Annotated in this window: 24 protein-coding genes; 10 read left to right on the top strand and 14 right to left on the bottom strand. The window is 71.7% G+C overall.

The genetic code is table 11. The features are described 5' to 3' along the window. Positions 1–23 precede the first annotated feature (23 nt). The 3 genes from ACRAKI_RS01560 to ACRAKI_RS01550 form a co-directional block, all read right to left on the bottom strand. The gene (locus ACRAKI_RS01560) at positions 24–647 is read right to left on the bottom strand and encodes a hypothetical protein (RefSeq protein ID WP_447005262.1); all 624 of its coding nucleotides are present in this window, start codon (positions 645–647) and stop codon (positions 24–26) included. Between the two features lie 41 nt (positions 648–688). Next, positions 689–1,270: a hypothetical protein gene (locus ACRAKI_RS01555; RefSeq protein ID WP_447005261.1), complete on the bottom strand. Its 582-nt coding sequence runs from the start codon at positions 1,268–1,270 to the stop codon at positions 689–691. A 116-nt stretch (positions 1,271–1,386) separates the two neighbouring features. Then, positions 1,387–3,690 (bottom strand): sodium-translocating pyrophosphatase, encoded by a 2,304-nt coding sequence (locus ACRAKI_RS01550; RefSeq protein ID WP_447005260.1) that lies wholly within the window; start codon positions 3,688–3,690, stop codon positions 1,387–1,389. Positions 3,691–3,960: 270 nt separating this feature from the next. Between ACRAKI_RS01550 and ACRAKI_RS01545 the strand changes: the two genes are divergently transcribed. Then, on the top strand, positions 3,961–6,384 hold the full coding sequence (locus ACRAKI_RS01545) for a DEAD/DEAH box helicase (protein WP_447005259.1): 2,424 nt from the start codon (positions 3,961–3,963) through the stop codon (positions 6,382–6,384). Here the strand turns inward: ACRAKI_RS01545 and ACRAKI_RS01540 are convergent. From ACRAKI_RS01540 to ssd, 9 genes are all read right to left on the bottom strand, one after another. Then, entirely contained in the window at positions 6,354–6,977 is a 624-nt protein-coding gene (locus tag ACRAKI_RS01540; protein WP_447005258.1) for a bifunctional DNA primase/polymerase, read from the bottom strand. The genes ACRAKI_RS01545 and ACRAKI_RS01540 overlap by 31 nt on opposite strands. A 265-nt stretch (positions 6,978–7,242) precedes the next feature. After that, a complete protein-coding gene (locus ACRAKI_RS01535) occupies positions 7,243–7,575 on the bottom strand; it encodes an Rv3654c family TadE-like protein (protein ID WP_447005257.1) in 333 nt (110 codons plus the stop codon). Positions 7,576–7,862: 287 nt separating this feature from the next. Next, a complete protein-coding gene (locus tag ACRAKI_RS01530; protein WP_447005256.1) occupies positions 7,863–8,204 on the bottom strand; it encodes a TadE family type IV pilus minor pilin in 342 nt (113 codons plus the stop codon). Beyond that, the gene (locus ACRAKI_RS01525) at positions 8,201–8,356 is read right to left on the bottom strand and encodes a DUF4244 domain-containing protein (RefSeq protein WP_447005255.1); all 156 of its coding nucleotides are present in this window, start codon (positions 8,354–8,356) and stop codon (positions 8,201–8,203) included. Before ACRAKI_RS01525 ends, ACRAKI_RS01530 begins: the two co-directional genes overlap by 4 nt. Before the next feature lie 64 nt (positions 8,357–8,420). Further along, positions 8,421–8,975 (bottom strand): type II secretion system F family protein, encoded by a 555-nt coding sequence (locus ACRAKI_RS01520; protein WP_447005254.1) that lies wholly within the window; start codon positions 8,973–8,975, stop codon positions 8,421–8,423. Beyond that, entirely contained in the window at positions 8,972–9,739 is a 768-nt protein-coding gene (locus tag ACRAKI_RS01515; protein ID WP_447005253.1) for a type II secretion system F family protein, read from the bottom strand. Before ACRAKI_RS01515 ends, ACRAKI_RS01520 begins: the two co-directional genes overlap by 4 nt. Then, the gene (locus tag ACRAKI_RS01510; RefSeq protein ID WP_447005252.1) at positions 9,736–10,866 is read right to left on the bottom strand and encodes a TadA family conjugal transfer-associated ATPase; all 1,131 of its coding nucleotides are present in this window, start codon (positions 10,864–10,866) and stop codon (positions 9,736–9,738) included. The genes ACRAKI_RS01515 and ACRAKI_RS01510 overlap by 4 nt, the downstream gene beginning before the upstream one ends. Beyond that, entirely contained in the window at positions 10,863–11,030 is a 168-nt protein-coding gene (locus ACRAKI_RS01505) for a hypothetical protein (RefSeq protein ID WP_447005251.1), read from the bottom strand. The genes ACRAKI_RS01510 and ACRAKI_RS01505 overlap by 4 nt, the downstream gene beginning before the upstream one ends. A 67-nt stretch (positions 11,031–11,097) precedes the next feature. Continuing rightward, positions 11,098–12,156 (bottom strand): septum site-determining protein Ssd, encoded by a 1,059-nt coding sequence (gene ssd / locus ACRAKI_RS01500; protein ID WP_447005250.1) that lies wholly within the window; start codon positions 12,154–12,156, stop codon positions 11,098–11,100. A gap of 491 nt (positions 12,157–12,647) precedes the next feature. On the opposite strand from ssd, the gene ACRAKI_RS01495 reads away from it, so the two are divergent. From ACRAKI_RS01495 to murQ, 6 genes are all read left to right on the top strand, one after another. Then, positions 12,648–13,460 (top strand): HAD-IB family hydrolase, encoded by an 813-nt coding sequence (locus ACRAKI_RS01495; RefSeq protein WP_447005249.1) that lies wholly within the window; start codon positions 12,648–12,650, stop codon positions 13,458–13,460. A gap of 652 nt (positions 13,461–14,112) precedes the next feature. Next, entirely contained in the window at positions 14,113–15,780 is a 1,668-nt protein-coding gene (locus ACRAKI_RS01490) for a glycoside hydrolase family 3 protein (RefSeq protein WP_447005248.1), read from the top strand. Further along, complete coding sequence (locus tag ACRAKI_RS01485; protein ID WP_447008300.1) at positions 15,780–17,048, top strand: exo-beta-N-acetylmuramidase NamZ family protein; 1,269 nt, start codon at positions 15,780–15,782, stop codon at positions 17,046–17,048. The genes ACRAKI_RS01490 and ACRAKI_RS01485 overlap by 1 nt, the downstream gene beginning before the upstream one ends. 12 nt (positions 17,049–17,060) lie before the next feature. Next, on the top strand, positions 17,061–18,728 hold the full coding sequence (locus ACRAKI_RS01480; protein ID WP_447005247.1) for a serine hydrolase: 1,668 nt from the start codon (positions 17,061–17,063) through the stop codon (positions 18,726–18,728). A gap of 108 nt (positions 18,729–18,836) precedes the next feature. Continuing rightward, positions 18,837–19,754 (top strand): MurR/RpiR family transcriptional regulator, encoded by a 918-nt coding sequence (locus ACRAKI_RS01475; RefSeq protein ID WP_447005246.1) that lies wholly within the window; start codon positions 18,837–18,839, stop codon positions 19,752–19,754. Further along, positions 19,751–20,686: an N-acetylmuramic acid 6-phosphate etherase gene (gene murQ, locus ACRAKI_RS01470; protein ID WP_447005245.1), complete on the top strand. Its 936-nt coding sequence runs from the start codon at positions 19,751–19,753 to the stop codon at positions 20,684–20,686. The genes ACRAKI_RS01475 and murQ overlap by 4 nt, the downstream gene beginning before the upstream one ends. Before the next feature lie 48 nt (positions 20,687–20,734). Here murQ and ACRAKI_RS01465 read toward each other — a convergent pair whose 3' ends face one another. Continuing rightward, the gene (locus ACRAKI_RS01465) at positions 20,735–21,184 is read right to left on the bottom strand and encodes an Lrp/AsnC family transcriptional regulator (protein ID WP_447005244.1); all 450 of its coding nucleotides are present in this window, start codon (positions 21,182–21,184) and stop codon (positions 20,735–20,737) included. Between the two features lie 106 nt (positions 21,185–21,290). Between ACRAKI_RS01465 and ACRAKI_RS01460 the strand changes: the two genes are divergently transcribed. Continuing rightward, positions 21,291–22,106 (top strand): tryptophan 2,3-dioxygenase, encoded by an 816-nt coding sequence (locus ACRAKI_RS01460; protein ID WP_447005243.1) that lies wholly within the window; start codon positions 21,291–21,293, stop codon positions 22,104–22,106. Further along, complete coding sequence (gene kynU, locus ACRAKI_RS01455; RefSeq protein WP_447005242.1) at positions 22,103–23,233, top strand: kynureninase; 1,131 nt, start codon at positions 22,103–22,105, stop codon at positions 23,231–23,233. Before ACRAKI_RS01460 ends, kynU begins: the two co-directional genes overlap by 4 nt. Before the next feature lie 41 nt (positions 23,234–23,274). On the opposite strand, the gene ACRAKI_RS01450 is transcribed toward kynU, so the two are convergent. After that, positions 23,275–24,000 carry an oxidoreductase gene (locus ACRAKI_RS01450; protein WP_447005241.1) on the bottom strand — a complete coding sequence of 242 codons (726 nt, stop codon included), beginning with the start codon at positions 23,998–24,000 and terminating at the stop codon, positions 23,275–23,277. Between the two features lie 93 nt (positions 24,001–24,093). Here ACRAKI_RS01450 and ACRAKI_RS01445 point away from each other — a divergent pair, with 93 nt between their 5' ends. Further along, complete coding sequence (locus tag ACRAKI_RS01445; protein WP_447005240.1) at positions 24,094–24,663, top strand: GNAT family N-acetyltransferase; 570 nt, start codon at positions 24,094–24,096, stop codon at positions 24,661–24,663. The last annotated feature ends 2 nt before the right edge of the window (positions 24,664–24,665 follow it).

Here is a 24,665-nt window from a genome sequence, read left to right as displayed (position 1 = left end):
CCTCAGCGCACCTCGACCGCAGGTCAGCCGCCGAGGCCCTTCATCGTCTCGGCCATCGCCACGCACTCCGGCGCCTGCTTGAACGCCGCGGCGAGCTCCGGGTCCTCCTGGAGCCTCTTGATCTGCTCCTGGAGCTTGGACGGGTCGGCCTGGTCGCCGCCCAGCTTCTCCAGCTTGGCCGAGAACTCGGGGTCGGCCGGGTCGAGCTTCTCCAGCTCGGCGTTGACCTCGTTCAGCGTCTTGCCCGAGTCGGTGAAGAACGTGACCAGCTCGTCGTGCAGCTCCTGCGCGTCCGCCGACGGCGCGCCGAGGTCGTCCAGCTTCTCGCCCGCCTCCGACAGCGACTTGCCGGCCTTGCCGCTGTAGTCGAGCAGCGCGGCCTTCTGCACGGCCGGGTCCTCCGCGCCGCCCTCGAACATGGTCTTGAGGAGGGTCATCACGCCCTCGATCGTCGGGCTGATGCCCTCGCAGAACGTGCCGGTCCACTTGACGGGGTCGGCGTCGGCCGCCGGCGTCGTGGTCGTGGTCGTGGCGGACGTCGTCGAGGTGCCGGACGACGACGTCCCGCCACCACCGCACGCGGCGGTGACGAGAACCGCCGCGAACACACCGGCCAGCCCGGCCCGGTACTTCACGCTGTGCTGCACAGATCCCCCCGGAGGAAGTGGAAAAACCGAAGGGCAACCTACTACGAGGTCGGTGCGGGTTCGGACGGCGTGACCGTTCGCAGGTCCTGGCAGTTCGGCGCCTTCCTGGCCGCGTCGGACAGCTCCGGGGACGCCTCCAACTGCTTCAGTGGCGCGACGAAGTCGTCCAACCGCGTGATGGCCTCACCGGCCGCCTGCAACCCGCCCACGGGATCGTTCGCGTCCGCCGCCTCGATGGCCGCCTTCGCGTCGGTGAAGTTCTTCGCGATGTCGGTGAACGTCGCCGCCATCTTCTCCACCTGCTCGTCACCACCGGCCACCGGAGACGGCCCGATCCCGCGCAGCCTGGTCGCGGTCTGGGTGAACGCGTCGGCCATCTGGCCCATGTACGTGCCCATCTCGGCCTTGAGCTTCGCCGGGTCGTTCGAGTCCAGGCTCGGCGGCGTCTTCTGCACCGAGGCGAACGACGCCGCGGCCGTGCACACCTTGTCCATGTACTCCACGGCCGCGGCGTCGGACGGCGCGGAGGACGACGTCGTGGGCGCGGAGGAGTCACCCCCGGACCCGCACCCGGTCACCGCCACGACCAGCGCGGTCGCGGCGACCAGCGGCAGAAGTCTCATCAGGGTGCTCCCAACAGTCCTGTTCATCCCCGTCCAGTGTGCACCCAGTCGGCCTACCCCGACCAAGCGAAGGCGGGACGCCCCCCGACCGGGGACGCCCCGCCTTCACCGCGGGCTCACGCGGAGGTGGTGGCCTCCGCAGGGGCGTCCGCGATGGCCGTGCCGCGCCGCTTGGACACGACGACGGCCGCCACGATGACCGCCACGGCGACGAACGCGATCGCGTACCGGATGCCGGCCGACGCCTCCGCGCCGACCGAGAACCCGACGATCGCGGGCGCGATCAGCACCGCGACCAGGTTCATCACCTTGATCAGCGGGTTGATGGCCGGACCGGCGGTGTCCTTGAACGGGTCGCCGACCGTGTCGCCGATGACGGTCGCGGCGTGGGCTTCGGAGCCCTTGCCGCCGTGGTTGCCGTCCTCGACGAGCTTCTTCGCGTTGTCCCAGGCGCCACCGGAGTTGGCCAGGAACACCGCCATCAGGGTGCCGGTGGCGATCGCGCCGGCCAGGTAGCCGGCCAGCGGGCCGACACCGAGGCCGAAGCCCACCGCGATGGGCGCCATCACCGCGAGGAGGCCGGGGGTGGCCAGCTCGCGCAGCGAGTCCTTCGTGCAGATGTCCACCACGCGGCCGTACTCGGGCTTGACCGTGCCGTCCATGATGCCGGGGTTCTCGCGGAACTGGCGGCGCACCTCGAACACGATCGCGCCCGCCGCACGGGTGACCGCGTTGACCGCGAGGCCGGAGAACATGAACACGACGGCCGCGCCGATGATCAGGCCGACCAGCACGTTCGGGCTGAACACCACGTTGGTGAACGAGATCGGCGTGTCGCCGACGGCCACCTGGACGTCGGCCAGCGCCTTGTCGATGGCGTCCTTGTAGGAGCCGAACAGCGCGGTCGCGGCCAGCACCGCGGTGGCGATCGCGATGCCCTTGGTGATGGCCTTGGTGGTGTTGCCCACCGCGTCCAGCTCGGTGAGGATCTGCGCGCCCTCGCCGTCCACGTCGCCGGACATCTCGGCGATGCCCTGCGCGTTGTCGGAGACCGGGCCGAACGTGTCCATGGCCACGATGACGCCGACCGTGGTCAGCAGGCCGCAGCCGGCCAGCGCGACCGCGAACAGCGCCACGACCACCGAGCCGGACAGCAGGAACGCGCCGTAGACCGCGCCGCCGATGACCAGCGCGGTGTAGACCGCCGACTCGAAGCCGACCGAGATGCCGGACAGGATGACGGTCGCCGCGCCGGTGAGCGAGGTGCGGCCGACCTCCTTGACCGGCTTGTGCTCGGTGCCGGTGTAGTAGCCGGTCAGCCACAGGATGACACCCGCCAGCACGATGCCGATGATCACGGCGACGGACGCGATGAGGGCCGGGTTGCCGCTGGTCGCCGCGACGTCCTCGGACACGCCCACGAGACCCGCGAACGAGCTCGGCAGGTACACGAACGCGGCGATGGTGCACAGCACCGCCGAGATCACCGCCGAGATGTAGAACGACCGGTTGATCGCGGTGAGGCCGTTCTCGCCGGTCCTGGCGCTGGTGATGTAGACGCCGATGACCGCCGTGATCACGCCGATCGCCGGGACGATCAGCGGGAACAGCAGGCCCTTCGCGCCGAACGCGGCGGTGCCGAGGATCAGCGACGCCACCAGCGTGACGGCGTAGGACTCGAAGAGGTCCGCGGCCATGCCGGCGCAGTCGCCGACGTTGTCGCCCACGTTGTCCGCGATGGTCGCCGCGTTGCGCGGGTCGTCCTCCGGGATGCCCTGCTCGACCTTGCCGACCAGGTCCGCGCCGACGTCGGCGGCCTTGGTGAAGATGCCGCCGCCGACCCGCATGAACATGGCGAGCAGGGCGGCGCCGAAGCCGAAGCCCTCCAGCACCCGCGGCGCCTGGCCGACGTAGACGAACACGACCAGGGCCGCGCCGAACAAGCCGAGCCCGACGGTGAACATGCCGACCGCGCCACCGGTGCGGAACGCGATCCGCATGGCCTTCTCCCGGCCACCGGTCTCCCTGGCGGCGCTGGCGACGCGCACGTTCGCGCGGGTCGACAGCCACATGCCCAGGTAGCCGATGATCGCGGAGAACACCGCGCCGACGATGAAGAACAGCGACCTGCCGATGCGCTCACCCGCGTCCTCGGCCGGCAGCGCGAACAGCAGCACGAACACGATGACGACGAAGATGCCGAGCGTTCGGAACTGCCGGTTGAGGTAGGCCGCTGCGCCCTCTTGGACCGCCTTGGCGATGTCCTGCATCTTGGAGGTGCCCTGGCCCGCGGCCAGTACCTCCCGGAGCAGCACATAGCCCACGGCCAGGGCAGCCAGGGCGACCGCGGCGATCACGGCCACGAGGCCGCGATCACCTCCGGAGAGCTCTAGGCCCTCCGCGAGGAAATGCCGGGACATCCGTCCTCCTGGTGAGTTTTCCAAGCCCAATGGCAGGGCCACCCCGCGGTGTGGGGCGGGTCACTCACGCGACTGTCTAACCCCGACACAACGTGATGCACCCCTCATTGGATGCGATAGCGGCGGAGTCTATTCATAGACCGCAAGTAGGCAACGAGGAGTCCCGATCCGTGCACACACCGTTATCCACACCGGCAGTTTCCACGACCGCGAGCCGGGGCCCGGCCATGAGCGCCGGCGCTGTCGGCGCGGTGTGCGAAGCTGCGCCCCGTGGCGAACCAGGGACGTCGTTTGCTGGACCGGGTCGTCGCCGGAGTTCCGGTGGGCGAATCGCCGTTGACGCACGTCGAGGACCAGCCTGCGCGCTTGGCGCAACCCGTCCCGTGGCCGTCGTGGGCCGCGCCTCCGGTGGTGTCCGCGCTGGTGGAACGGGGTGTGCCCGAGCCGTGGCGGCACCAGGCGGAGGCCGCCTCGCTGGCGTGGTCGGGATCACACGTCGTGGTGGCGACGGGCACCGCGTCGGGCAAATCACTGGCGTACCAAATGCCGGTGCTGAGCGCGTTGACAGTTGATCCGAAGTCAACGGCGCTGTACCTCTCGCCGACCAAGGCGTTGGGTGCGGACCAGTTGAGATCGGTGGACTCGTTGGGCGTGCCGGGTGTCCGGGCCGCCTCGTTCGACGGCGACACCCCGATGGCGGAACGCGATTGGGTGCGGGCGCACGCCAACTGGGTGTTCAGCAACCCGGACATGCTCCACCGCGGCGTGCTGCCGAACCACGCCCGGTGGATCAGGTTCCTGCGCCGGCTGTCGTACGTCGTGGTCGACGAATGTCACACGTACCGGGGCGTTTTCGGATCGCACGTGGCGTTGTTGCTGCGGCGGCTGCGGCGGGTCGCCCAGCGGTACGGCGCGGACCCGGTGTTCGTGCTGGCGTCGGCGACGGTGGCCGACCCGGAGGCGTCGGCCTCGGCGCTGCTGGGGCTGCCGTGCGCGGCGGTGACGGAGGACGGGTCGCCGCGCGCCGGCCGGACCGTGGCGCTGTGGGAGCCGCCGCTGCTGGCGGAGCTGGAGGGCGAGAACGGCGCGCCGGTGCGCCGGTCGGCGGGTGCGGAGACGGCGCGGATCCTGGCCGAGCTGGTGGTGGAGGGCGCGCGGTCGCTGGCGTTCGTGCGGTCACGGGTGGGCGCGGAGCTGACCGCGCTGGGCGCTCGGCGGCTGCTGGCGGAGGTCGACCCATCGCTCGCTTCGCGGGTCGCGGCCTATCGCGGCGGGTACCTGCCGGAGGAGCGGCGGGCGCTGGAGCGCGCGCTGTCGTCGGGCGAGCTGCTGGGTGTCGCCACGACGAACGCGTTGGAGCTGGGCGTCGACATCGTCGGGCTGGACGCCGTGGTGGTGGCCGGGTTCCCCGGCACGCTGGCGTCGTTCTGGCAGCAGGCCGGGCGGGCGGGGCGGACGGAGGACACGGACGCGCTGGTGGTGTTCGTGGCGCGGGACGACCCGTTGGACACGTACCTCGTGCACAACCCGTCGGCGGTGCTGGACAAGCCGGTCGAGGCGACGGTGCTGGACCCGACGAACCCGTACGTGCTGGAGCCGCACCTGGCGTGCGCGGCGGCGGAGCTGCCGCTGACGCCCGAGTCGCTGGCCTCGTTCGGCGGTGACGCGGCGCTCGCGGTGGTCGAGGACATGGTGGCGCGGCGGGTGCTGCGGCGGCGGCCGAACGGCTGGTACTGGACCTCACACGACCGGCCGCACGGCGACGTGGACATCCGCGGGTCCGGCGGCGAGCAGGTCGTGGTGGTGGAGGCCGATTCGGGGCGGATGCTCGGCACGGTCGACCACGGCTCGGCGTGCTGGCAGGTGCACTCCGGCGCCGTCTACCTGCACCAGGGCGAGTCGTACGTGGTGGACCACCTGGACTTGGACAGCGGTATCGCGCTGGTGCACGCGGAGAAGCCGGACTGGACCACGACGGCCCGTGACACCAAGGACATCACGGTGGTGCGGGTGCTGGAGCAGAGGTCGTTCGACGGGGTGACGGTGTGCCTCGGCGAGGTGGAGGTGACCTCGCAGGTCGTCGGGTACCTGCGGAAGCTGCCGTCCGGTCAGGTGGTCGACTCGGTGCCGCTGGCGCTGCCCGCGCAGACGCTGGTGACGCGGGCGGTCTGGTACACGGTGTCGGCCGAACTGCTGGGCGCGGACCCACTGGGCGCGGACTCGCTGAACACGGACTCGCTGGGCAGTGCGCCGGGGGGCGCCGGTCTGACTCCGGCGCGCGTCCCCGGCGCACTGCATGCCGCCGAACACGCGGCGATCGGCCTGCTACCGCTCTTCGCGACCTGTGACCGGTGGGACATCGGCGGAGTCTCGACCGCGTTGCACCAGGACACCGGGGAGGCGACGGTGTTCGTGCACGACGGTCATCCCGGAGGAGCCGGGTTCGCCGACCGCGGGTTCGACGCGGTAGTCCCGTGGTTGGTCGCTACTAGGGAGGCCATCGCTGCTTGCGCGTGTCCGGCCGGGTGCCCGTCCTGCGTGCAGTCGCCGAAGTGCGGGAACGGCAACGATCCGCTGGACAAGGCGGGCGGGGTGGCCGTGCTGGACGTCGTGCTCGGGGTGGTCGGGGAGAAGATCCACGACGTCCGGCACGGCCACGTCGATCACGACCGGTCGGCGGCGACCAAGCCGTAGTCGGGGGTGGGGTTCGCGGCCTGGACGAGGGCGTCCCGGACCACGCTCGCGTGCGGCAGCTGCCACGCGCAGATCTGCGGCTTGACCCGCCAGTGCACGACGCCGACGTCGCAGGGGCTCGGCGGCAGCGGGACGTACTCGCCCTTGCCGTAGTGCCGGACGTCCGCGTCGATCCCGGCGTCCGTCGCCGTGGTCGCCGTGGTCGCGTCCGAGGCGACCAGGAACATCCAGCGGCCCGCCGGGGTCGCCACGATCGGCACCGGGATGCCGGTGGCGCGCAGCTCGACGGCGGCGCGGCGGCCGAGGTCGGCGCTCACCTCGATGGCGTCCACGCCGTGACCGGTGGCCAGCAGGATGCTGTAGGAGTGACCCGTCCACCAGGTGGCGACCTGCTCCGCCTTGGTGCCGATGCGCTCCTGCCAGTCGTGGTGCACCGGCGCCGGGCCGTCGTCCTCGACCCCGTCGCGCCCGGCCCACTGCTCGCCCGCCGGATAGGTGCCCGGCAGCACAGGCCACCCGTGCCACGCGAGGTTGACCGCCTCTGCGCGCAGCTCGATGCGGAAGGCCCCGCGCCAGCTATCCGACCACTCCATCTTTCGTCGCCTCCTGCTTGCGATCAACGACACCGTGTCGTGTGTTGTTCGACACCGTGTCGGTGTCTCACTTGAACTAACGACATGACCGGGGGTCTTGGTAACCGGCTGTCGATAACTGGTCGATGTGGCCCGGTGAGCGCGGGGCCAGGGGGTGGAGAGCAGAACGGTGGAGGAGCCGTTCACCCACCGTGAAGCCGCGAAACTGCGGTCGTGTGAGTCCGCTCACCGCCGACGGACAACCGTTCGTCGCGGCCGACCGGGGTCATTCTTCAGTCGGGCCTGCCCTCGCCCGCGCACTGGGCGCGCCGAACACCGAGGCCTCGCCGACCACCGTCACGGTCACCTCCCAGCCCGTGACCTGGCACTCAGCCAGTCGACCGCCCATCCGCCCGACCACCCACGCCGCCCGTCCACAGGCCTCGTCGGCCCCGGACACCAACTGCCCGGCCGCCGCCAACGCCCCAAGATCAGCCGCCGCGGCCACCTGGTGCCTGCTCACGACCGCCTCCCCCAGCCGCACGCCGACCACCACCAACGCGAACCACACGCCCGCGACAGCCACGGCCACGACCGACGCCGACCCCCTGTCACCCACCGGCCCCTCCCACCTCCACACACGCCGGACCACGGTCATCCACCAACCACTCCCGACACCATGAACCTCGAACCGCTGTCACCCACCGCCTCCCGACTCCACACCCGGACCCGGTCACCCACCGGCCGGTCGCGGCTCCGCACACCCCGATCCAGCCACCCACCGACCACTCGCGGCTTCGCACACTCCGACCCCGTTGCCCGTTGCCCGTTGGCCGCCCCGCCACCACACCCACCGATCCCGGTCACCCACCGGCCGCTGCGGCCCCCGCAGCCGCCGAAGCCCGGTCACCCACTGGCCACTCCCGGCTCCAGCACGGCGTAGGCGCGGGCCCGCAGCTGCACGCCGAGGCGTGAGGCGGTGACCTCGACCCAGGCCGTGTCGCCCTCTCTTCGGATCGCCCACCGCGCTCCTCGAGGCGCGATCTCCCCGGCCACGCGGTCGGCCCGCGCGTCATCGCCACGAGCCACCAACCGGGCCGCCTCCCGTGCCGCGTCGGTGCACTGGAGCTGCCCCACCACCGCCATGACGGCCGCGAGCCCGAGCGCCAGGACGGCGACCAGCCCGCACACCGCCACCGCCGCCTCGACGGTCACCCCACCCCGGTCGTCCGCCGGCACGCCTTTCACACGTTCACCGTGAAAGCCCGTTGCACCAGTCCTTGGAGAAGGCCGAGCGTCCAGTCGCCGGTGATCACCGAGTACAGGAGCATGGCGAACCCGGCCGCCGCGAGGGTGCCGATCGCGTACTCCACCGTCGACATCCCACTGTCGTCCGACATCACACTGACATTCGAGAACCTCTTGCGCACCAGCATTTTCCGCACTCCTGTCTGCTGTGGATCGTCACCAGGTCCTGCTGACGTTGCCGATGAGCCCGATGACCACGGGCAGGACGCCCAGGCACAGGAACGCCGGCAGGAAGCACAGGGCCAACGGCCCCGCCACGAGCACGGCTGCACGTTGCGCGCGGGCCTCGGCCTGGTCGGACACCTTCGCCCGCGCCTCCGTGGCCAGGTCCGCCGCCGCACCGGCCAGGGCCGCCCCCGAACGCGCGGTGCGGCGTGCCGCTCTGGCCAGCGGCGCGGTGTCCGGGTGGTCGAGGGCCTTGGCCCACGCGTCCACCGGGTCGGCGCCCAACGTCAGCAGGTCGACCACCTCCCGGAGGCGTTCGGCCGGCCCGGGTGGCACGCCCGCCAGCACGGCGTGCAGCGCCCCCGCCACCGGCAGGCCCGCTCGGAGGGCAGCGGCCAGCAGGTCCCAGGTCGCCGCCTGCGCGAACGGATCGGGCGGCCCCGGTTTCACCTCGGGCTGTCGCACCCGCTTCGGCTTCAGCCTCGACGCAGCCTTCGGTGGCGGCGGGAACACGAGCAGCGCCAAGGCCAACACCAGCAGGCTCATGCGATCACGTGCCTCGTCAACCGACCGCTCCAGCGCAACCCGGCACAGATCAGCACCGCCCCGGCCACCAACAGCACCTGCCCCGGCGTGGTGCCGGTCAGCACGGCCAGTGGTCCCGCACCGCCCAGTTCGCCGAGCACCACGCCGAAGAGCGGCAGACCGGCCAGTACCGCCGCGCCGGCTCTCGGTCCGGCCATGCGGGCGTGCACCTGCCTGGCGAACGCACTGCGCCGGTCCAGGTCTCGCCGCACTGCGTCCAACACCTCGGCCAACGGCACGCCGTGCACCGCAGACAGCCGCCACGCACGCGCCAGGTGGTGCGCGTCCGGGAACTCCGCGAGCGCCGCCTCCACATCCCCGCCGCGATCCGACGTCGCCGCGATCGCCCGCAGGACCTCCGTCGCCGGTGGCTCCGCGTCCTCGGCCGCACCGACTGCGGCCTTGGCCGGATGAGCACCCGAACGCAGCTCGGCGACGAACGCGTTCAGTCCGTCGGCCAGCGCCGTGGACGTCTTGAGGTGGTCGCGCTGCCCGATCGCTTCCCGGTAGCTGCGCCAGACCGTCGCGGCCAGCAACGCGCCCGCGATCGCCCCGCCCACTCCCGCCAGGACGCCCAGACCCGCACCGGCCAGGACGGCGAGCGGTTGGTTGGCTCTCGGCCGCCTCCACGTCGGTGTCGGCCCTCGCCGGAACCCCACCAGGCGGCGCCGAGCGGCCGACGACGGCAGGACCAGCAGCGCGATGGCCAGCACCAGGAAGCTCATGGCAGCCCCACCAGGGACTTGAGCACACCGCCGGCTTCCGGCCGCCCACCGTCGTGCCGCCACGCCGGCCGCACGACCAGCTCACCGGACCGCCGTTCCAGCACACCCACCTCGGCCAGGTGTCGCGTGCCGTCAGCCGCACGGCGCATGTGCAGCACGATCTTCACCGCCGCCGCGAGCTGGCTGTGCAACGCGTGCCGGTCGAGCCCGCCGAGCGCGGCCAACGCCTCCAGCCGGGCCGGGACCTCGGCCGGCGAGTTCGCGTGCAACGTGCCCGCACCCCCGTCGTGCCCCGTGTTCAAGGACGACAGCAGCTCGCACACCTCCGCGCCCCGGACCTCCCCGACCACGATCCGGTCGGGACGCATCCGCAACGCCTGCCGGACCAGGTCCCGCATCGTCACCTCGCCCGCGCCCTCGACGTTCGGGCCGCGCGCCACCAGCCGGACGACCTGCGGGTGGTCGGGCTGGAGCTCCCCGGCGTCCTCCACGCACACCACCCGCTCGTGGTGCGGCACGCAGCCCAGCAAGGCGGCCAGGAGCGTTGTCTTGCCCGACCCCGTGCCGCCGACCACCAGGAACGCCTGCCGGGACACCACGATCGCCCGGAGCAGGTCGGCGGTCGGCTGGTCGAACGTGCCGCAGGCGCGCAGCGCGTCCAGGTCGTGCACGGCCGGACGGAGGACGCGCAACGACAGGCACGTCAGCGGCGCGATCGGCGGCAGCACGGCGTGCAGCCGGACCGAACCGGGCAGCCACCCGTCGACGTACGGCGCGGCGTCGTCCAACCGCCGCCCGGCGGCCACCGCGAGCCGTTGGGCGAGTCTGCGCACGGCGGCTTCGTCGGGGAACGTGACGTCCGTGCGGCGCAGGCCGGTCAGGCCGTCGACCCAGACCTGGTCAGGCCCGGTGACCAGGACGTCGGTCGTGTCCGGGTCGCTCAGCAGCGGTTCGAGCGGGCCGGCGCCGACGAACTCCCGGCGCAGCACGGTGAGGGCGCGTTGGACGTCCTCATCACCCAGCACCCCGCCGGCCTCGCCCCGCACCGCCGCCGCGACGGCCGCCGACGTGAGATCGGCACGCCCGTTGGCCAGGCGCTGCCGGACGCGTTCCACGAGATCGTTCACGGTCCGCCCCCTTCCACAACACCTTGCGGCACACGAGAAGCACTGGCACGCACCGCCAACACCTCTTGCGCCGCGTCGACCAACGCCTCCGCGGGAACGCGCGAAGCGAGCAGCGGCCGATCGGCGAGGGACAGTTCGGCGAGGAGGAGGGTCGTCAGCAGCACCGGGCGGCACGTCCGGAACGCCGGCACCGGCCGGAACGCGGGATGCCGCTTCAAGGTCGGCCGGGGATCACACGTCATGGAGCACCGCCAGGACTTCCCGGGCCGCCTTCGCCAACGGCCCGCGACCGGTCCCGGGGAAGCGGCCCTCGTCCAGGGCCGTCGCCAGCCTCGGCTCCGGACGCATGGCGGTCAGCAGCGGAACACCGACCGCCTCCACCACCTGCGCGGTGGACAACCCGCCCGGCGCCGGCCCCCGCACGACCGCTCGCAGCTCCACCCCGCGCTCACCGGTCTGGTCGACCAGCGTCTTGGCCGCCATGCAGGCCTTCACGTCCGCGGGCACCACCAGCACCGCCAGGTCGGCCCGGTCGAGCGCCGCGCACGCCGCACCGGTCAGCTGGCGCGGCACGTCGCACACGACCGTGCCACCGGCACGCCGGCCCGCCTCGATCACCGCCACCACGGCGTCCGGCTCGGGCCCCGGACCCGTCCGGCCGCAGGACAGCACGGTCAGGCTGCCGTGCCCGGCCGTGCGACCGGGCAGCGCCGAACGGAGCGCGGCGGCCGGAACCCGGCCACCGGTCAGCTGCAACGTCGGCCACCGCAGCCCTTCCTGCCGCTCCGCGCCGAGCGTCAGGTCCAGCCCACCGCCCAACGGGTCGCAGTCGACCAGCAGCCCGTGACCGCCGGCGGACAGCACGGCCTGACCCACGGCCACCGCCAGCACCGACGCACCGGCGCCACCACGCGCACCGAGGACGGCCAGCACCCTGCCGGCACCGGCCGGATCACCCTCCGCCGCGTCGGCCAGCAGCGCCCGCAGCCGGTCCTGGTCGCCCGGCAGCTCCAACACCTGCTCCGCGCCCAACGCCAGCGCACGCCGCCACGTCCCCGGATCGGGTGGACCCGCACCGACGACGTGAACACCCGGTCTGCGCGGGAACCCCGCCGCCGCGCACGCGATCACGGCCTCTTCGTCCAGCACCACCACCGGCGCGCCGTGCCAACGGCCGCGCAACGCCGTCACGTCGACCACGCGCTCCACCTCGCAGCCGACAACCGCCGCCGCGTGCAGGACTTCGTCCACCAGAACCGCTTCGGCCACCAAGGCCACCGGTCGCTTCATCGCGCACTCCCCGTCGTGGATCTACGGGTGCCACGGTGTCGAGCGGTGAGGAAGGACACAACGGTTCATGATCGAGTTGTGGACAACCGGAGGGCCTGTGGACAACCGGACGTCGCGAGAGAGGGTGCGAATGCGCCGTCGCGGTCAGGGCGCGCGCCGGACGCGGGCACGGCGAAACAAGATCGGGCGGTGATGCAAGAAGGGGTGCAAGTGCGCGGATGTCCAGCGCGACAGCCCGGTGAAACCGACTCCGGACATGGGACGACCCCCGCCAGGGGGGAGGGACGGGGGTCGTCATTGGTTCAGTCCCGGGGGGTCGGACTGAACCTGTCCGGTCGAGCCGGACGCGTCTACTGTATCCCCACGAGACACGGTCTTGCGTGTCTTCACGTTAGAGGGACACGGAAATTTCGGCGACCGCACACTCAGTTCGTAAAGAGGCGAACTAGTGCGGGCGGTGGGTACCGGCTGCCCAGCCTTAAGCTGGACCGGTGACCGAGCACGCCACCGAAGGCAGTCGAGTCGCCGCGTTCTTCGACCTGGACAAGACCATCATCGCCAAGTCGAGCACGCTGGCGTTCAGCCGGCCCTTCTTCCAAGAGGGCCTGATCAACCGGCGTGCGGTGCTCAAGAGCGCCTACGCGCAGTTCGTCTTCATGCTGGCGGGCGCCGACGCCGACCAGATGGAGCGGATGCGCTCGCACATCACCGCGCTCTGCCAGGGGTGGGACGCCGAGCAGGTGCGCTCGATCGTCGAGGAGACGCTGCACGACATCGTCGACCCCCTCGTCTACAAAGAAGCGACCCAGCTCATCACCGACCACCAGACCGAAGGCCACGACGTGGTCGTGGTGTCCGCTTCGGGCGAGGAGCTGGTCGCCCCCATTTCCACCATGGTCGGCGCCACGCACAGCGTCGGCACGCGGATGGTCGTCGCCGACGGCCGCTACTCGGGCGAGATCGACTTCTACTGCGCCGGCGAGAACAAGGCCATCGCCGTCAAGCAGCTCGCCGAGCAGCACGACTACGACCTGGCCCGCTGCTACGCGTACTCCGACTCGATCAGCGACCTGCCGCTGCTGGAGGCCGTCGGCCACCCCACCGCGGTCAACCCGGACCGCGCGCTGCGCAAGGTCGCGGTGCAGCGCGGGTGGCCGTCGCTGACGTTCTCCGACCCGGTGTCCCTGCGCGCCCGCATCCCCCGCCCGTCGGGCACCGCGGTGGCCGTCACCGCGATCGGTCTCGGCGCCGCGACGGCCGCGGGCGTGGCCTGGTACGGCCTGCGCCGGCGGCGCCGGAGCTGATTCACCCGGCCTTGCCCCGGTCAGCGGTACCGGCAGCGCGCGGGAACGCGAAACCCCTGTCACAAAAGCTTTTCCGCTACTGAACGTCGCTTGACCGGTGCACCCCATCGAGCCCTTGCTGTGACGCCGAACACCTACTACAAAGGAAGTGCGGACCTCGGGTCGGCCAGGGACGAAGCGGAAGAGAAGCGGCGTCCACCCCGGCAGAGCTCCGTGCGCGGACTTCGAGACACCCACGCGCAGCACGCCGCGGGAGGCTTGTCGTCTAGGGCCTGCGTACCGGGACGCCGGACGCCGAGGCCATGGTGATACGACACGAGTTGCACGCTTGGTAACTCGCAAGCCCGCGCTGACGACGGTGGGGCCCCTCACGAGGGGCCTCACCGTCTTTGTGCTGCCGATTCCACCGACCCGCCGACCCCTTTCAGGCCGAACCGCCGCGAACAACGCCCGATCGGGTGACGCCCGAACCGCCGGAACTGTCGGTGCCCCTCAGCACAATGACCACCGAACGCGACCCGTTGACCCACCACAGTGACGTGGGTAACTTGCGAACCGCACCACTTGGTGGTGGAAGATTCCCAGTGGGGAGGCCGCAGTGCTCCGTCCGCTCGTCGCCGTCGCCTTGGCCGCGGCTTCCGCAGTGACAGCAGTGGCAACACCGGCGCAAGCGGCGCCGGACCAGGCCCGGAACGTCACCGCCCTGCTCCGGGGCATGTCGCTGGAGCAGAAGGTCGGCCAGCTGTTCGTCACCTACCTGCACGGCCAGTCGCCGGACGAGGCGCACCCCGGCAACGTGCGGGACTTCGGGGTGGCCACCCCGGCCGACGTGGTGGCGAAGTTCCAGCCGGGCGGGGTCATCTACTTCAACAACACCAGCTACGACAACATCGACACGCCACGTCAGATCGCCGCGCTCTCCAACGGCCTCCAGCGGGCGAGCGACATCCCCCTGGCCATCTCCGTCGACCAGGAGATGGGCATCGTCACCCGGATCGGGCCGCCCGCGACCCAGTTCCCCGGCAACATGGCACTGGGCGCCGGCCGCAGCGCCGAGGACGCCGAGCAGGCCGCCGCGATCACCGCCCGCGAGCTGCGCGCCATGGGCATCAACCAGAACTTCGCGCCGGACGCGGACGTCAACTCGAACCCGCAGAACCCGGTGATCGGCGTCCGGTCGTACTCCGGCGACCCGGCGCTGGCGGCCCGGTTGACCGCCGCTCAGGTCCGCGGCTACCAGGGCCGCTTCCTGTCGCCGCACGCGGTCAGCGCCACCGCCAAGCACTTCCCCGGTCACGGCGACACGGCCGAGGACAGCCACACCACGCTGCCGAAGGTCGACCGCACCGCCGACGAGTGGCGCGAGCTGGACGCACCGCCGTTCCAGGCCGCCATCGCCGCGGGCATCGACTCGATCATGACCGCGCACATCCGGATGCCGAAGATCGACCCGTCGGGTGAGCCGGCGACGCTGTCGAAGCCGGTCCTCGACCTGCTGCGCGAAGACCTGGGCTACGACGGCGTGATCATCACCGACTCGCTCGCCATGGCGGGCGTGCGGCAGCTCCACCCGGACACCGAGATCCCCGTGCTGGCCCTGAAAGCCGGCGTCGACCAGCTGCTGATGCCGGTCAAGCTGCAGGAGGCGTTCGACAGCGTCCTCGCGGCCGTGCGCAGCGGCGAGCTGACCGAGGAGCGGATCGACCAGAGCGTGCTGCGGGTGCTGCGGATGAAGTTCCTGCGAGGCATGCTGAACGGCCGGCAGGTGGACCTCGACCAGGTCGACGCCGCCCTCGGCACGCCGGAGCACCTGGCCGCCGCACGGCGCATCACCGACCGCACCATCACCGCCGTGCGCAACGACGCGGGCGTGCTGCCGCTGGCGGCCAAGCCGACCGCCGCGCTGGTCACCGGCTGGGGTGAGACGACGACCCGCACCCTGGCCACCGTCCTGGGCGGCAACGCGATGCCCACCGGCGCCGCGCCGACGCAAGCCCAGACCACCGCCGTCGTCCAGGCCGCGGCCAACGCGGACGTGGTCGTGGTGCTCACCAACGCGCTGTCCGGCCAGCCCGCGCAGCAGGCCCTGCTGACGAGGCTCCTGGCCACCGGCAAACCGGTCGTCGCGGTGGCCGTGCGGAACCCGTACGACGTGGCGCACACCGCCGCGCCGACGTGGCTCGCCACCTACTCCTACGGCGCGGGCTCGATGGAATCGCTGGCCCGGGTGATCACCGGTGAGGTGGCCCCGGCGGGCAGGCTGCCGGTCGCGGTGCCCGGACCGACCCCGTACCCCTTCGGCCACGGCTTGGACTGGTGATCGCGATGGACCGCAGGCACTTCCTCACCGCAGGGGCACTCGCGGTACCGGCGCTCGGCGCGCTCGCCGGCGAGAGCGCCGCGAGCACGGACAACCCCTACCACCCGGACCGCCCGCGCACCGTCCACACCGGCGCGGAGCAGCTGGCCGAGGACGGCTGGCGGCGGTTCGCGGGCCACGAGGTCGGCGTGGTCACCAACCCGACCGGCGTGCTGCGCGACCACACGCACATCGTGGACTCGATGGTGGCCGCCGGCCTGGCTCCGAAGGCCGCGTTCGGGCCCGAGCACGGCTTCCGCGGCACGGCCCAGGCCGGCGGCTCGGAGGGCAACTACCTCGACCCGCGCACCGGCATCCCGGTCTACGACACCTACGGCGCGAACGTCGCCAAGATCGCCGACATGGTCGCCAAGTCGGGCGTCGACACGCTCGTGTTCGACATCGCGGACATCGGCGCGCGCTTCTACACCTACATCTGGACCATGTACGCGGTCATGCAGGCCGCCGCCGCGACCGGCACGCGGTTCGTCGTGCTCGACCGCCCCAACCCGGTCGGCGGCACGGCCCGCGGCCCGCAGCTCGACCCGGCCCACGCGACCTTCGTCGGCCGCAAGCCGATCGTCCAGCAGCACGGCATGACGATCGGCGAGCTGGCGCGCCTGTTCGACGGAGAGTTCCTGCCCACCGACGGCGGCCGGGTGAGCAGCCTCGAAGTGGTCGACGTGAAGGGCTGGAAGCGCAGCGACCTGCACTCCGGCCTGCCGTGGGTGCCGCCGAGCCCGAACGTGCCCACGCACGACACCGCCCTGGTCTACCCCGGCACGTGCCTGTTCGAAGGGCTCGTGTTCTCCGAGGGCCGCGGCACCACCCGACCGTTCGAGACGATCGGCGCGCCGGGCCTGGACTGGCGCTGGGCCGAGGACCTCAACGCGCTGGGCCTGCCCGGCGTCCGGTTCCGCGAGACGTACTTCACGCCGACGTTCAACAAGTTCGCGAACAAGCTGTGCGCCGGGGTGACCCTGCACCTCACCGACCCGCACAGCTTCGACGCGCCCCGCACCGCGGTCGCCATGATCGTCGCGGCGAAGGCCCGCTACCCGCAGGTCTTCGCGTGGCGCCCGGACCACTACATCGACAAGCTCAGCGGCTCCGACCGGCTGCGCCGCATGGTCGACGCGGGCGCGGGCACCGACGAGGTCGTCGGGGCCTGGGCCGCCGAACTGGCCGCGTTCGAACGCACCCGCGCGCCTTACCTGAGCTACCGGTAGAGGGAGACAGCGATGCGCATCCCTGCCCTGCTGATCGCGACCGCCCTGGCCGTGACCGTCACCCTTCCGGCGCACGCCGAGGGCCGCGAGGCCCGCTTCGACCAGCCGCACGAAGGTTGGTCGAGCAGCGTGCTGCGACCGGGTACCCCTGAGCACGTGGGACTCGACCCGAACCCGCTGGACGCCGCCCTGGCGCGGGTCCAGCGCTACACCGTGTCCGCTTCTCCTGGCCAGGACCCGACCGGCCACCCGCTGTTCGCGGGCGCCGTCACCTTGTTGGCGCACGACGGCGTCGTGGTCACGCACGAGCCGACGGGCTGGGCGGTCCGCTACTCCGACGGGGCGGGCACCGAGCTGCCCGAGGCCGAGCGCGTGCCGATGGCCCGGGACACGATCTTCGACCTGGCGTCCATCTCCAAGCTGTTCACCTCGATCGTGGTGATGCGGCAGCACGAGCAGGGCCGGTTCGAGCTGGACGACCCGGTGGCCCGGCACCTGCCGGAGTTCGGCGTGAACGGCAAGGAGTCGATCACCGTCCGGCAGCTGCTCACGCACACGTCCGGCCTGGTGGCGTGGCTGCCGCTGTGGTCGCAGTACCCGGACGTCTCGTCCCGGGTCAAAGCCGTGATGGACACGAAGCCGCGCAGCGCGCCGGGCACCACGTACGTGTACTCCGACCTGAACCTGATCACGCTCGGCCTGCTGGCCGAGAAGTGGTCCGGCAAGAAGCTGGACGAGCTCGTCCGCGACGACATCACCGCGCCGCTCGGCCTCGTGGACACCGGCTACAACCCGCCGGCGGCGAAGCTCGACCGGATCGCGGCCACCGAGTACCAGGCGGGCCGGGGCATCATCCGCGGCACGGTGCACGACGAGAACGCCTGGTCGCTGGGCGGGGTCGCGGGTCACGCGGGCGTCTTCTCCACCGCGCGCGACCTGGCCGTGCTCGGCCAGGCGATCCTCAACGGCGGCGTGCACGCGGGTGGCCGCATCCTGGACGAGGGCACCGTCGAGCTGATGCTCACCGACTTCAACCAGGCGTTCCCCGGCAACGCGCACGGCCTCGGCTTCGAGCTGGACCAGCGTTGGTACATGGGCGCGCTGACGTCGCCCAAGGCGGCCGGGCACACCGGGTACACGGGCACCACGCTGGTGCTGGACCCGTTGTCGCGGTCGATCGCGATCCTGCTGACCAACCGGGTGCACCCGAGCCGCAGGTGGGGCTCGATCAACCCGGCCCGGCGGGTGGTGGCCGACGGCCTGGCGAAGGCGCTGGCGGTCAGGCCTCGGCACGACACGGCGTGGACGCCCGACGCGAACGGCGGCACGCTGACCACGCGCGACCTCCCGCAGCGGTCCGAGACGCAGCGGTTGTCGTTCTGGGCGTTCGTCGACCTGGACCCGGGCGAGAAGGTCGTGGTCGAGGCGACTGACGACGGCGTCACTTGGCGCGATGTCCAGGTGTTGGCCGGCTACGGGCAGCGGCGGTGGCACAAGGTCCAGGTCGAGGCGGCGTCGGCGGTGCAGTACCGCTGGCGGTACGTCCGGGGCACGGGTTACGACGGGCGCGGTGTGTACGTGGACGCCGTGCGGATCACCGACGACCAGGGCGTGGCACTCGACGCGGAGCGCGAACCAGCGGGTTTGCTCGCCGAGGGGTGGCGGGCCGCGGACCGTTAGTGACAGGCCGACCGCATGATCCACCAAATGGTGAGATCGGGTCACGTTTGGGGTGAGTTAGGCCGACCCTACGTTGACCCTACGTTGAGCGGTTAGTAAGTTTCCCACGTGTCCACCGAAAGTACCGCCGACTCCAGCCCTCTGGTCAAGATCCGCTCGCTCCTGCCGGGCCTCGCCCGCGCGGAACAGCGGGTCGCCAAGGTCGTGCTGGAAAACCCGGCGACCGTCGCACACCGGAGCATCACCGAGGTCGCGGAGGCCGCGGGCACCAGCGAGACAACGGTGACCCGGTTCTGCAAGGCGATCGGTGTCGGCGGCTACCCCGAGCTGCGCATAGCGCTTGCGGCCGATACGGCCCGCACGTCGATGCGCCCCGACCGCGACCTGGGCGGAGACATCGGCCCGGGCGACGACCTGCGTCAGGTGGTGGGCAAAGTGGCGTTCGCGGACGCTCGAGCGGTCGAGGAGACCGCCGAGCAGCTGAACGTGGAAACGCTGGAAGCGGTGGTCGAGGCGGTCGCCGCCGCGGGCCGGGTGGACGTCTACGGCTTCGGCGCGAGCGCTTTCGTGGCGTTCGACCTCCAGCAGAAGCTGCACCGGATAGGGCGTATCTGCTTCGCGTGGAACGACACGCACATCGCCCTCACGTCCGCGGCCGTGCTGACCAAGGCGGACGTGGCGGTCGGCATCTCGCACACCGGCTCCACGTCGGAGACGGTCGAGGCGCTGCGGGTGGCCAAGGAGCACGGCGCGACCACGGTGGCGCTGACCAACTTCCCGCGGTCGCCGATCAGCGAGGTCTCCGACCACGTGCTGACCACGGCGGCCCGCGAGACCACGTTCCGCTCGGGCGCGATGGCGAGCCGGATCGCCCAGCTGACCGTGATCGACTGCCTGTTCATCGGTGTCGCCCAGCGGCACGTGGACAGCGCCAAGATGGCCCTCGAAGCGACGTACGACGCGGTGGCCGGGCATCGCCTCGGCGCGCGGCCCGACGGCAGGCGACGCCGGGAGTCCGGTAAATGACGCCGCCCCGGCACGATGTCGCGGTCCGCGTGGAATCCCCCACCGAGGCCAGGAACCAGCGGACCCAGGACATCGACCGGCTCTCCACGCTGGAGGTGCTCCGCCTGATCAACGCCGAGGACCGGCTGGTCCCGGACGCGGTCGCGGCCGTGCTGCCGGAGCTGGCCCGTGCGGCGGACCTCGCCGTCGGCGCGCTGCGCGCGGGTGGACGGGTGCACTACGTCGGCGCGGGCACGTCCGGCCGGCTGGCCACGCTCGACGCCGCCGAGCTGGTGCCGACGTTCAACGCGCCGCCGGACTGGTTCGTCGCCCACCACGCGGGCGGCAGGGACGCCCTGGTCAACGCCGTGGAGGACGTGGAGGACCAGGCGTCCGACGGCGCCGCCGAGATCCGCCGCCACGCCGCTGCCGGCGACCTCGTGCTGGGCGTCACGGCGTCCGGTCGCACGCCGTTCGTGGTGGCCGCGCTGGAAGAGGCCCGCACGATGGGCGCGCACACGGTCCTCGTGTCCAACAACACGACCGCGCCGGCGCCCGTCGACGTGGACGTGCTGATCGCGGTCGACACCGGCCCGGAGGCGATCGCCGGGTCCACCCGGATGAAGGCGGGCACCTCGCAGAAGCTGGTGCTGACATCGTTCTCCACCGCCGTGATGGTCCGGCTCGGCCGCACGTACTCGAACCTGATGGTGTCGATGCGGGCCACCAACGCGAAGCTGCGCGGCCGGACCGTGCGCATCCTGCGTGAGGCGACGGGTCTCGGCGAGTCGGAGTGCACGACCGCGTTGGCCGACGCGGGCGGTGACCTGAAGGTGGCCTTGGTGCACCTGCTGGCCAACGTGCCGGCAGCGCGCGCTGCGGAGGCGTTGGAACGCACCCAGGGGCACGTCCGGCACGCGCTCGGCCAACTGACACCGGGCGTGACCGGCTGAAGGCCGGCCGGGCATCACCCAGCCGGGCATCACTCAGCCGGCCATCACTCAGCCGGGCAGCACCGGTCGCCACGGGATGGGCGTCGACAGCACCATCGCGCTGGACGTCTCGCCGTAGCCGCCCAGCCGCACCAGGAGCCGTTCCAACTCGCTGATCGACGTGGTCACGGCCTTCACCACCGAGCAGATGTCGCCGGTCAGCCGCACCACCTCGACCACCTCGGGGCAGTCGTCCAGCAGCTCCGGGTGCACCGTGATGCACCGCGGCCCGTAGCACTTCATCCGGACCAGGGCGACCACCGACCGCCCCACCGCCGTGGGGTCCACGGTCGCGCGGTAGCCGGTGATGACGCCCGCGTTCTCCAGCCGCCGCACGCGCTGCGCGACCGTCGGCGGCGAGACGTGCACGCGCCGTGCCAGCTCGTTGTACGACAGCCGGGCGTCCTCCTGGAGGGCCTCCAACAAGGCCCAATCCACGTGATCCAGTTCAGTGCTCACAACCGCAAAGCTACCTCGCCCATTGCCTTTCGGTCGTAAGAACTTCATGGTCAAACACTGGCCGTCGGCCATTCAGATCACTCGAACGCCCGGTCATGATGAAGGCATGACTTGCCCGGTCGCACCCAAACTCGACTTCGGCGGCACGACTCCCTACGAGGACTACGTGCACGCCTCCGTGCTGCACTCGCTGCAACAGCAGTGGTCCGAAGACCCGCGTGAGATGTCGTTCCTGGTGATCACGCAGGTCATGGAGCTGTACTTCGGCCTGCTGTGCTTCGAGTGGCGGCACGCCAAGAAGGAACTGCGCGCCGACGACGTGCGTGCCGCGATCCGCACCCTGCGCCGCAGCGACCTGCACATGCAGGCCCTCAACGCGGCGTGGCGGCCGATCGCCCGGATGACGCCGGCCGAGTTCAACTCGTTCCGCGACGCCCTCGGTGAGGGCTCGGGCTTCCAGTCCGGCCGGTACCGCGAGGTGGAGTTCCTGCTCGGCGAGAAGTCCCGGTCGATGCTCGTGCCGCACCGCGCCGTGCCGCAGCAGCACGACGCGCTGGAGAAGCTGCTCAACGAGCCGAGCCTGTACGACGACGTGCTCGGCTTCCTGCACCGCCAGGACCTGCCGATCCCGTCCCACGTGCTGGAACGCGACGTCAGCCGGCCGTACGAGCCGAACGCCGACGTGGAGGCCGTGTGGGCGGAGATCTACCGCAACGGGTCGCGCGACCTGCTCGAACTCGGCGAGGCGCTGACCGACATCGCCGAGGAGTTCGCCCGCTGGCGCTACGACCACCTGCTCGCCACGCGCCGTTCGATGGGCGCGAAAACCGGAACCGGCGGCTCGGCGGGGGTTGCGTGGCTGGAGAAGCGCACGCAACGCTCTGTCTTCCCCGAGCTGTGGACGGCCAGGAGTCACGTATGACGCAGATGACCGACCCGTTGGCGCACACCCGCGACCTGTTCGACCTCGATGACGACGTGGTGTACCTCGACGGCAACTCGCTGGGCGCGCCGCCGAAGGTCGTCGCCGAACGGGTGCAGGACGTGGTGCGCAACCAGTGGGGCCGGCGGCTCATCCGGAGCTGGTCCGAGGGCTGGTGGGAGGCGCCGGAACGGGTCGGCAACCGGGTCGGGCGGCTGATCGGCGCCGCGCCGGGCCAGGTCGTCGTGGCGGACTCGACCAGCGTGAACCTGTTCAAGGCGCTGATGGGGGCGGTGCGCAACACCGACCGCACGGAGATCGTCGTGGACGAGGGCACGTTCCCGACCGACGGGTACATCGCGCGGTCGGTGTCGGAGCTGACGGGTCTCGCGTTGCGGGCGGCGCCGCCGGAGGACCTGGACCTGCGGGACACGACGGCGGTCGTGCTGCTGAACCACGTCGACTACCGGACGGGCCGGCTGCTGGACATGGCGCGGCTGACGGAGCAGGTGCACGCGGTGGGCGCGAAGGTCGTGTGGGACCTGTGCCACAGCGCGGGCGTGCTGCCGATCGAGCTGGACGCGCTCGGCGTCGACCTGGCGGTGGGCTGCACGTACAAGTTCCTCAACGGCGGTCCGGGCTCGCCCGCGTTCATCTACGTGCCGAAGGCCGGGCAGCCCGTGTTCGACCAGCCGTTGACCGGGTGGACGGGCCACGAGGTGCCGTTCGCGATGTCGCCGGAGTACACACCCGACCCGGGCGTGTCCCGGGCCCGGGTCGGCACGCCGGACATCATCTCGATGCTCGCGCTGGACGCCGCCCTGGACGTCTGGGACGACGTGGACCTGGCCGACGTGCGGGCCAAAGGGCTGCGCCTGACCTCGCACTTCATCTCGCTGGTGGACGGCCTGCCGGGCCTTGAGCTGATCACCCCGCGGGACGAGTGGCGCGGGCACCAGGTCTCGTTCCGGCACCCGGAGGCGAAGCGGATCATCGCCCAGCTGATCGAGCACCAGGTCATCGGCGACCACCGCCCGCCCGACGTGCTCCGCTTCGGCTTCGCCCCGCTCTACAACACCTTCGACGACGCCGAACGCGCCGCCGCCACCCTGAAGACCCTCCTCTGACCCCGTGAGCCCTACGTCCAGAACGCAGGACTCACGCGGGGTCAGGGGGTGGCGGCGTCGGCGATGCCGCGGGCTTCACGGGCGCCGGCTTCGAGGGCTTCGCACCAGAACAGGAGCCAGCGGGTGACGCCTTCGGGGTCGCCGGTGGAGAAGCCGTGCAGGGCGACGGCGTAGTCGTTCTGACGGCGCAGGCACGTCACCTCGGGAACGCCCAAGGACTTCGGGTCCAGACCGGTGGCGATCGAGGCCAGGCGGGACGCGGCACGGGCGACCACGCCGTTGGCCGTCTCGAACGGCGCCAACGACATCAGCTCGCCGTGCACCACCGCCACCAGCACCGGACCGGGGACCGACGTGCCGCCGGCGACGAGGTTCGCCAGCAGGTCCAGCCGCTCGGACATGCCGGGCTCGGCGCGCGGCCGGCCCAGCTCGCCGCCCAGGTCCGCCCCCGCCAGCACGTGCAACCGCGCCAACGCCTGCAACGGTGCCCGCTGCCACGTCGGCAGCACCACGCCCAGCGCCTCCGCCACCCGCAGCGCACCGGCCAGCACGGGATCGGTCACCGACCCGTCGGAGGGGATGGCCGTCGGCCCGCCGTCCAACGCCGCCGACGCACGGGCGGCACGCACGGAAGCCTCGGCCGCGGTGGTCGCCCAGCCGCGCAGGTTCACCCGGTGCCGGTGCACCTGGAACACGGCGTCACGAGCGGCGGCGACGGCGTCGGCCACACCGGGCAGGTCCAGCAGCGGGGCAAGCGGATCGGTCACGACGCAGAACACTACTCGCCGGTAAGTGGCATCGTGAAACAACCTTGAACTGGCTATCTGAAATAGCCACTACACCCCATTACCGTCCGGGGCATGAACTGGTACGACCGCCCCGTGCTCACCGGCGACCACGTCCGCCTCGAACCCCTCGCCCCCGACCACGCCGAGGGCCTGCACGAGGCGGGCAAGGACCCCGAGGTCTGGACCTGGTTCAACACCCCGCAGCCGGCCACCGTCGAGGACACCCGGGCGTACATCGGGCAGAGCCTCGCCGACCCGACCCGCCTCGCGTGGGCCCAGGTCGACGCGCGCACGAACGAGGTCGCCGGCACCACGTCGTACTACGAGATCGACCCGCAGCACCGCGGCCTCTACATCGGCCACACCTGGATCGGCACGCGTTGGCAGCGCACCGCCCTCAACACCGACGCCAAGCTCCTCCTGCTCCGACGAGCCTTCGAGGACTTGGGCGCGCTGCGCGTCGGCTGGCACACGGACCTCCGCAACGAACGGTCCCAGCGCGCCATCGAACGCCTCGGCGCGACTCGCGAAGGCGTCCTCCGGGTGCACCGCGTCCGGCCGGACGGGACCCTGCGCGACACCGTCGTGTACTCGATGACGGCGGCCGAGTGGCCGGCCGCGGAGGCGGCTCTGACCACGTGACG

The sequence above is a fragment of the Saccharothrix isguenensis genome (genome assembly GCF_052936305.1).
Note: the sequence above shows the minus strand (reverse complement) of the source record. Positions and strands in the feature narration are given on the sequence as shown.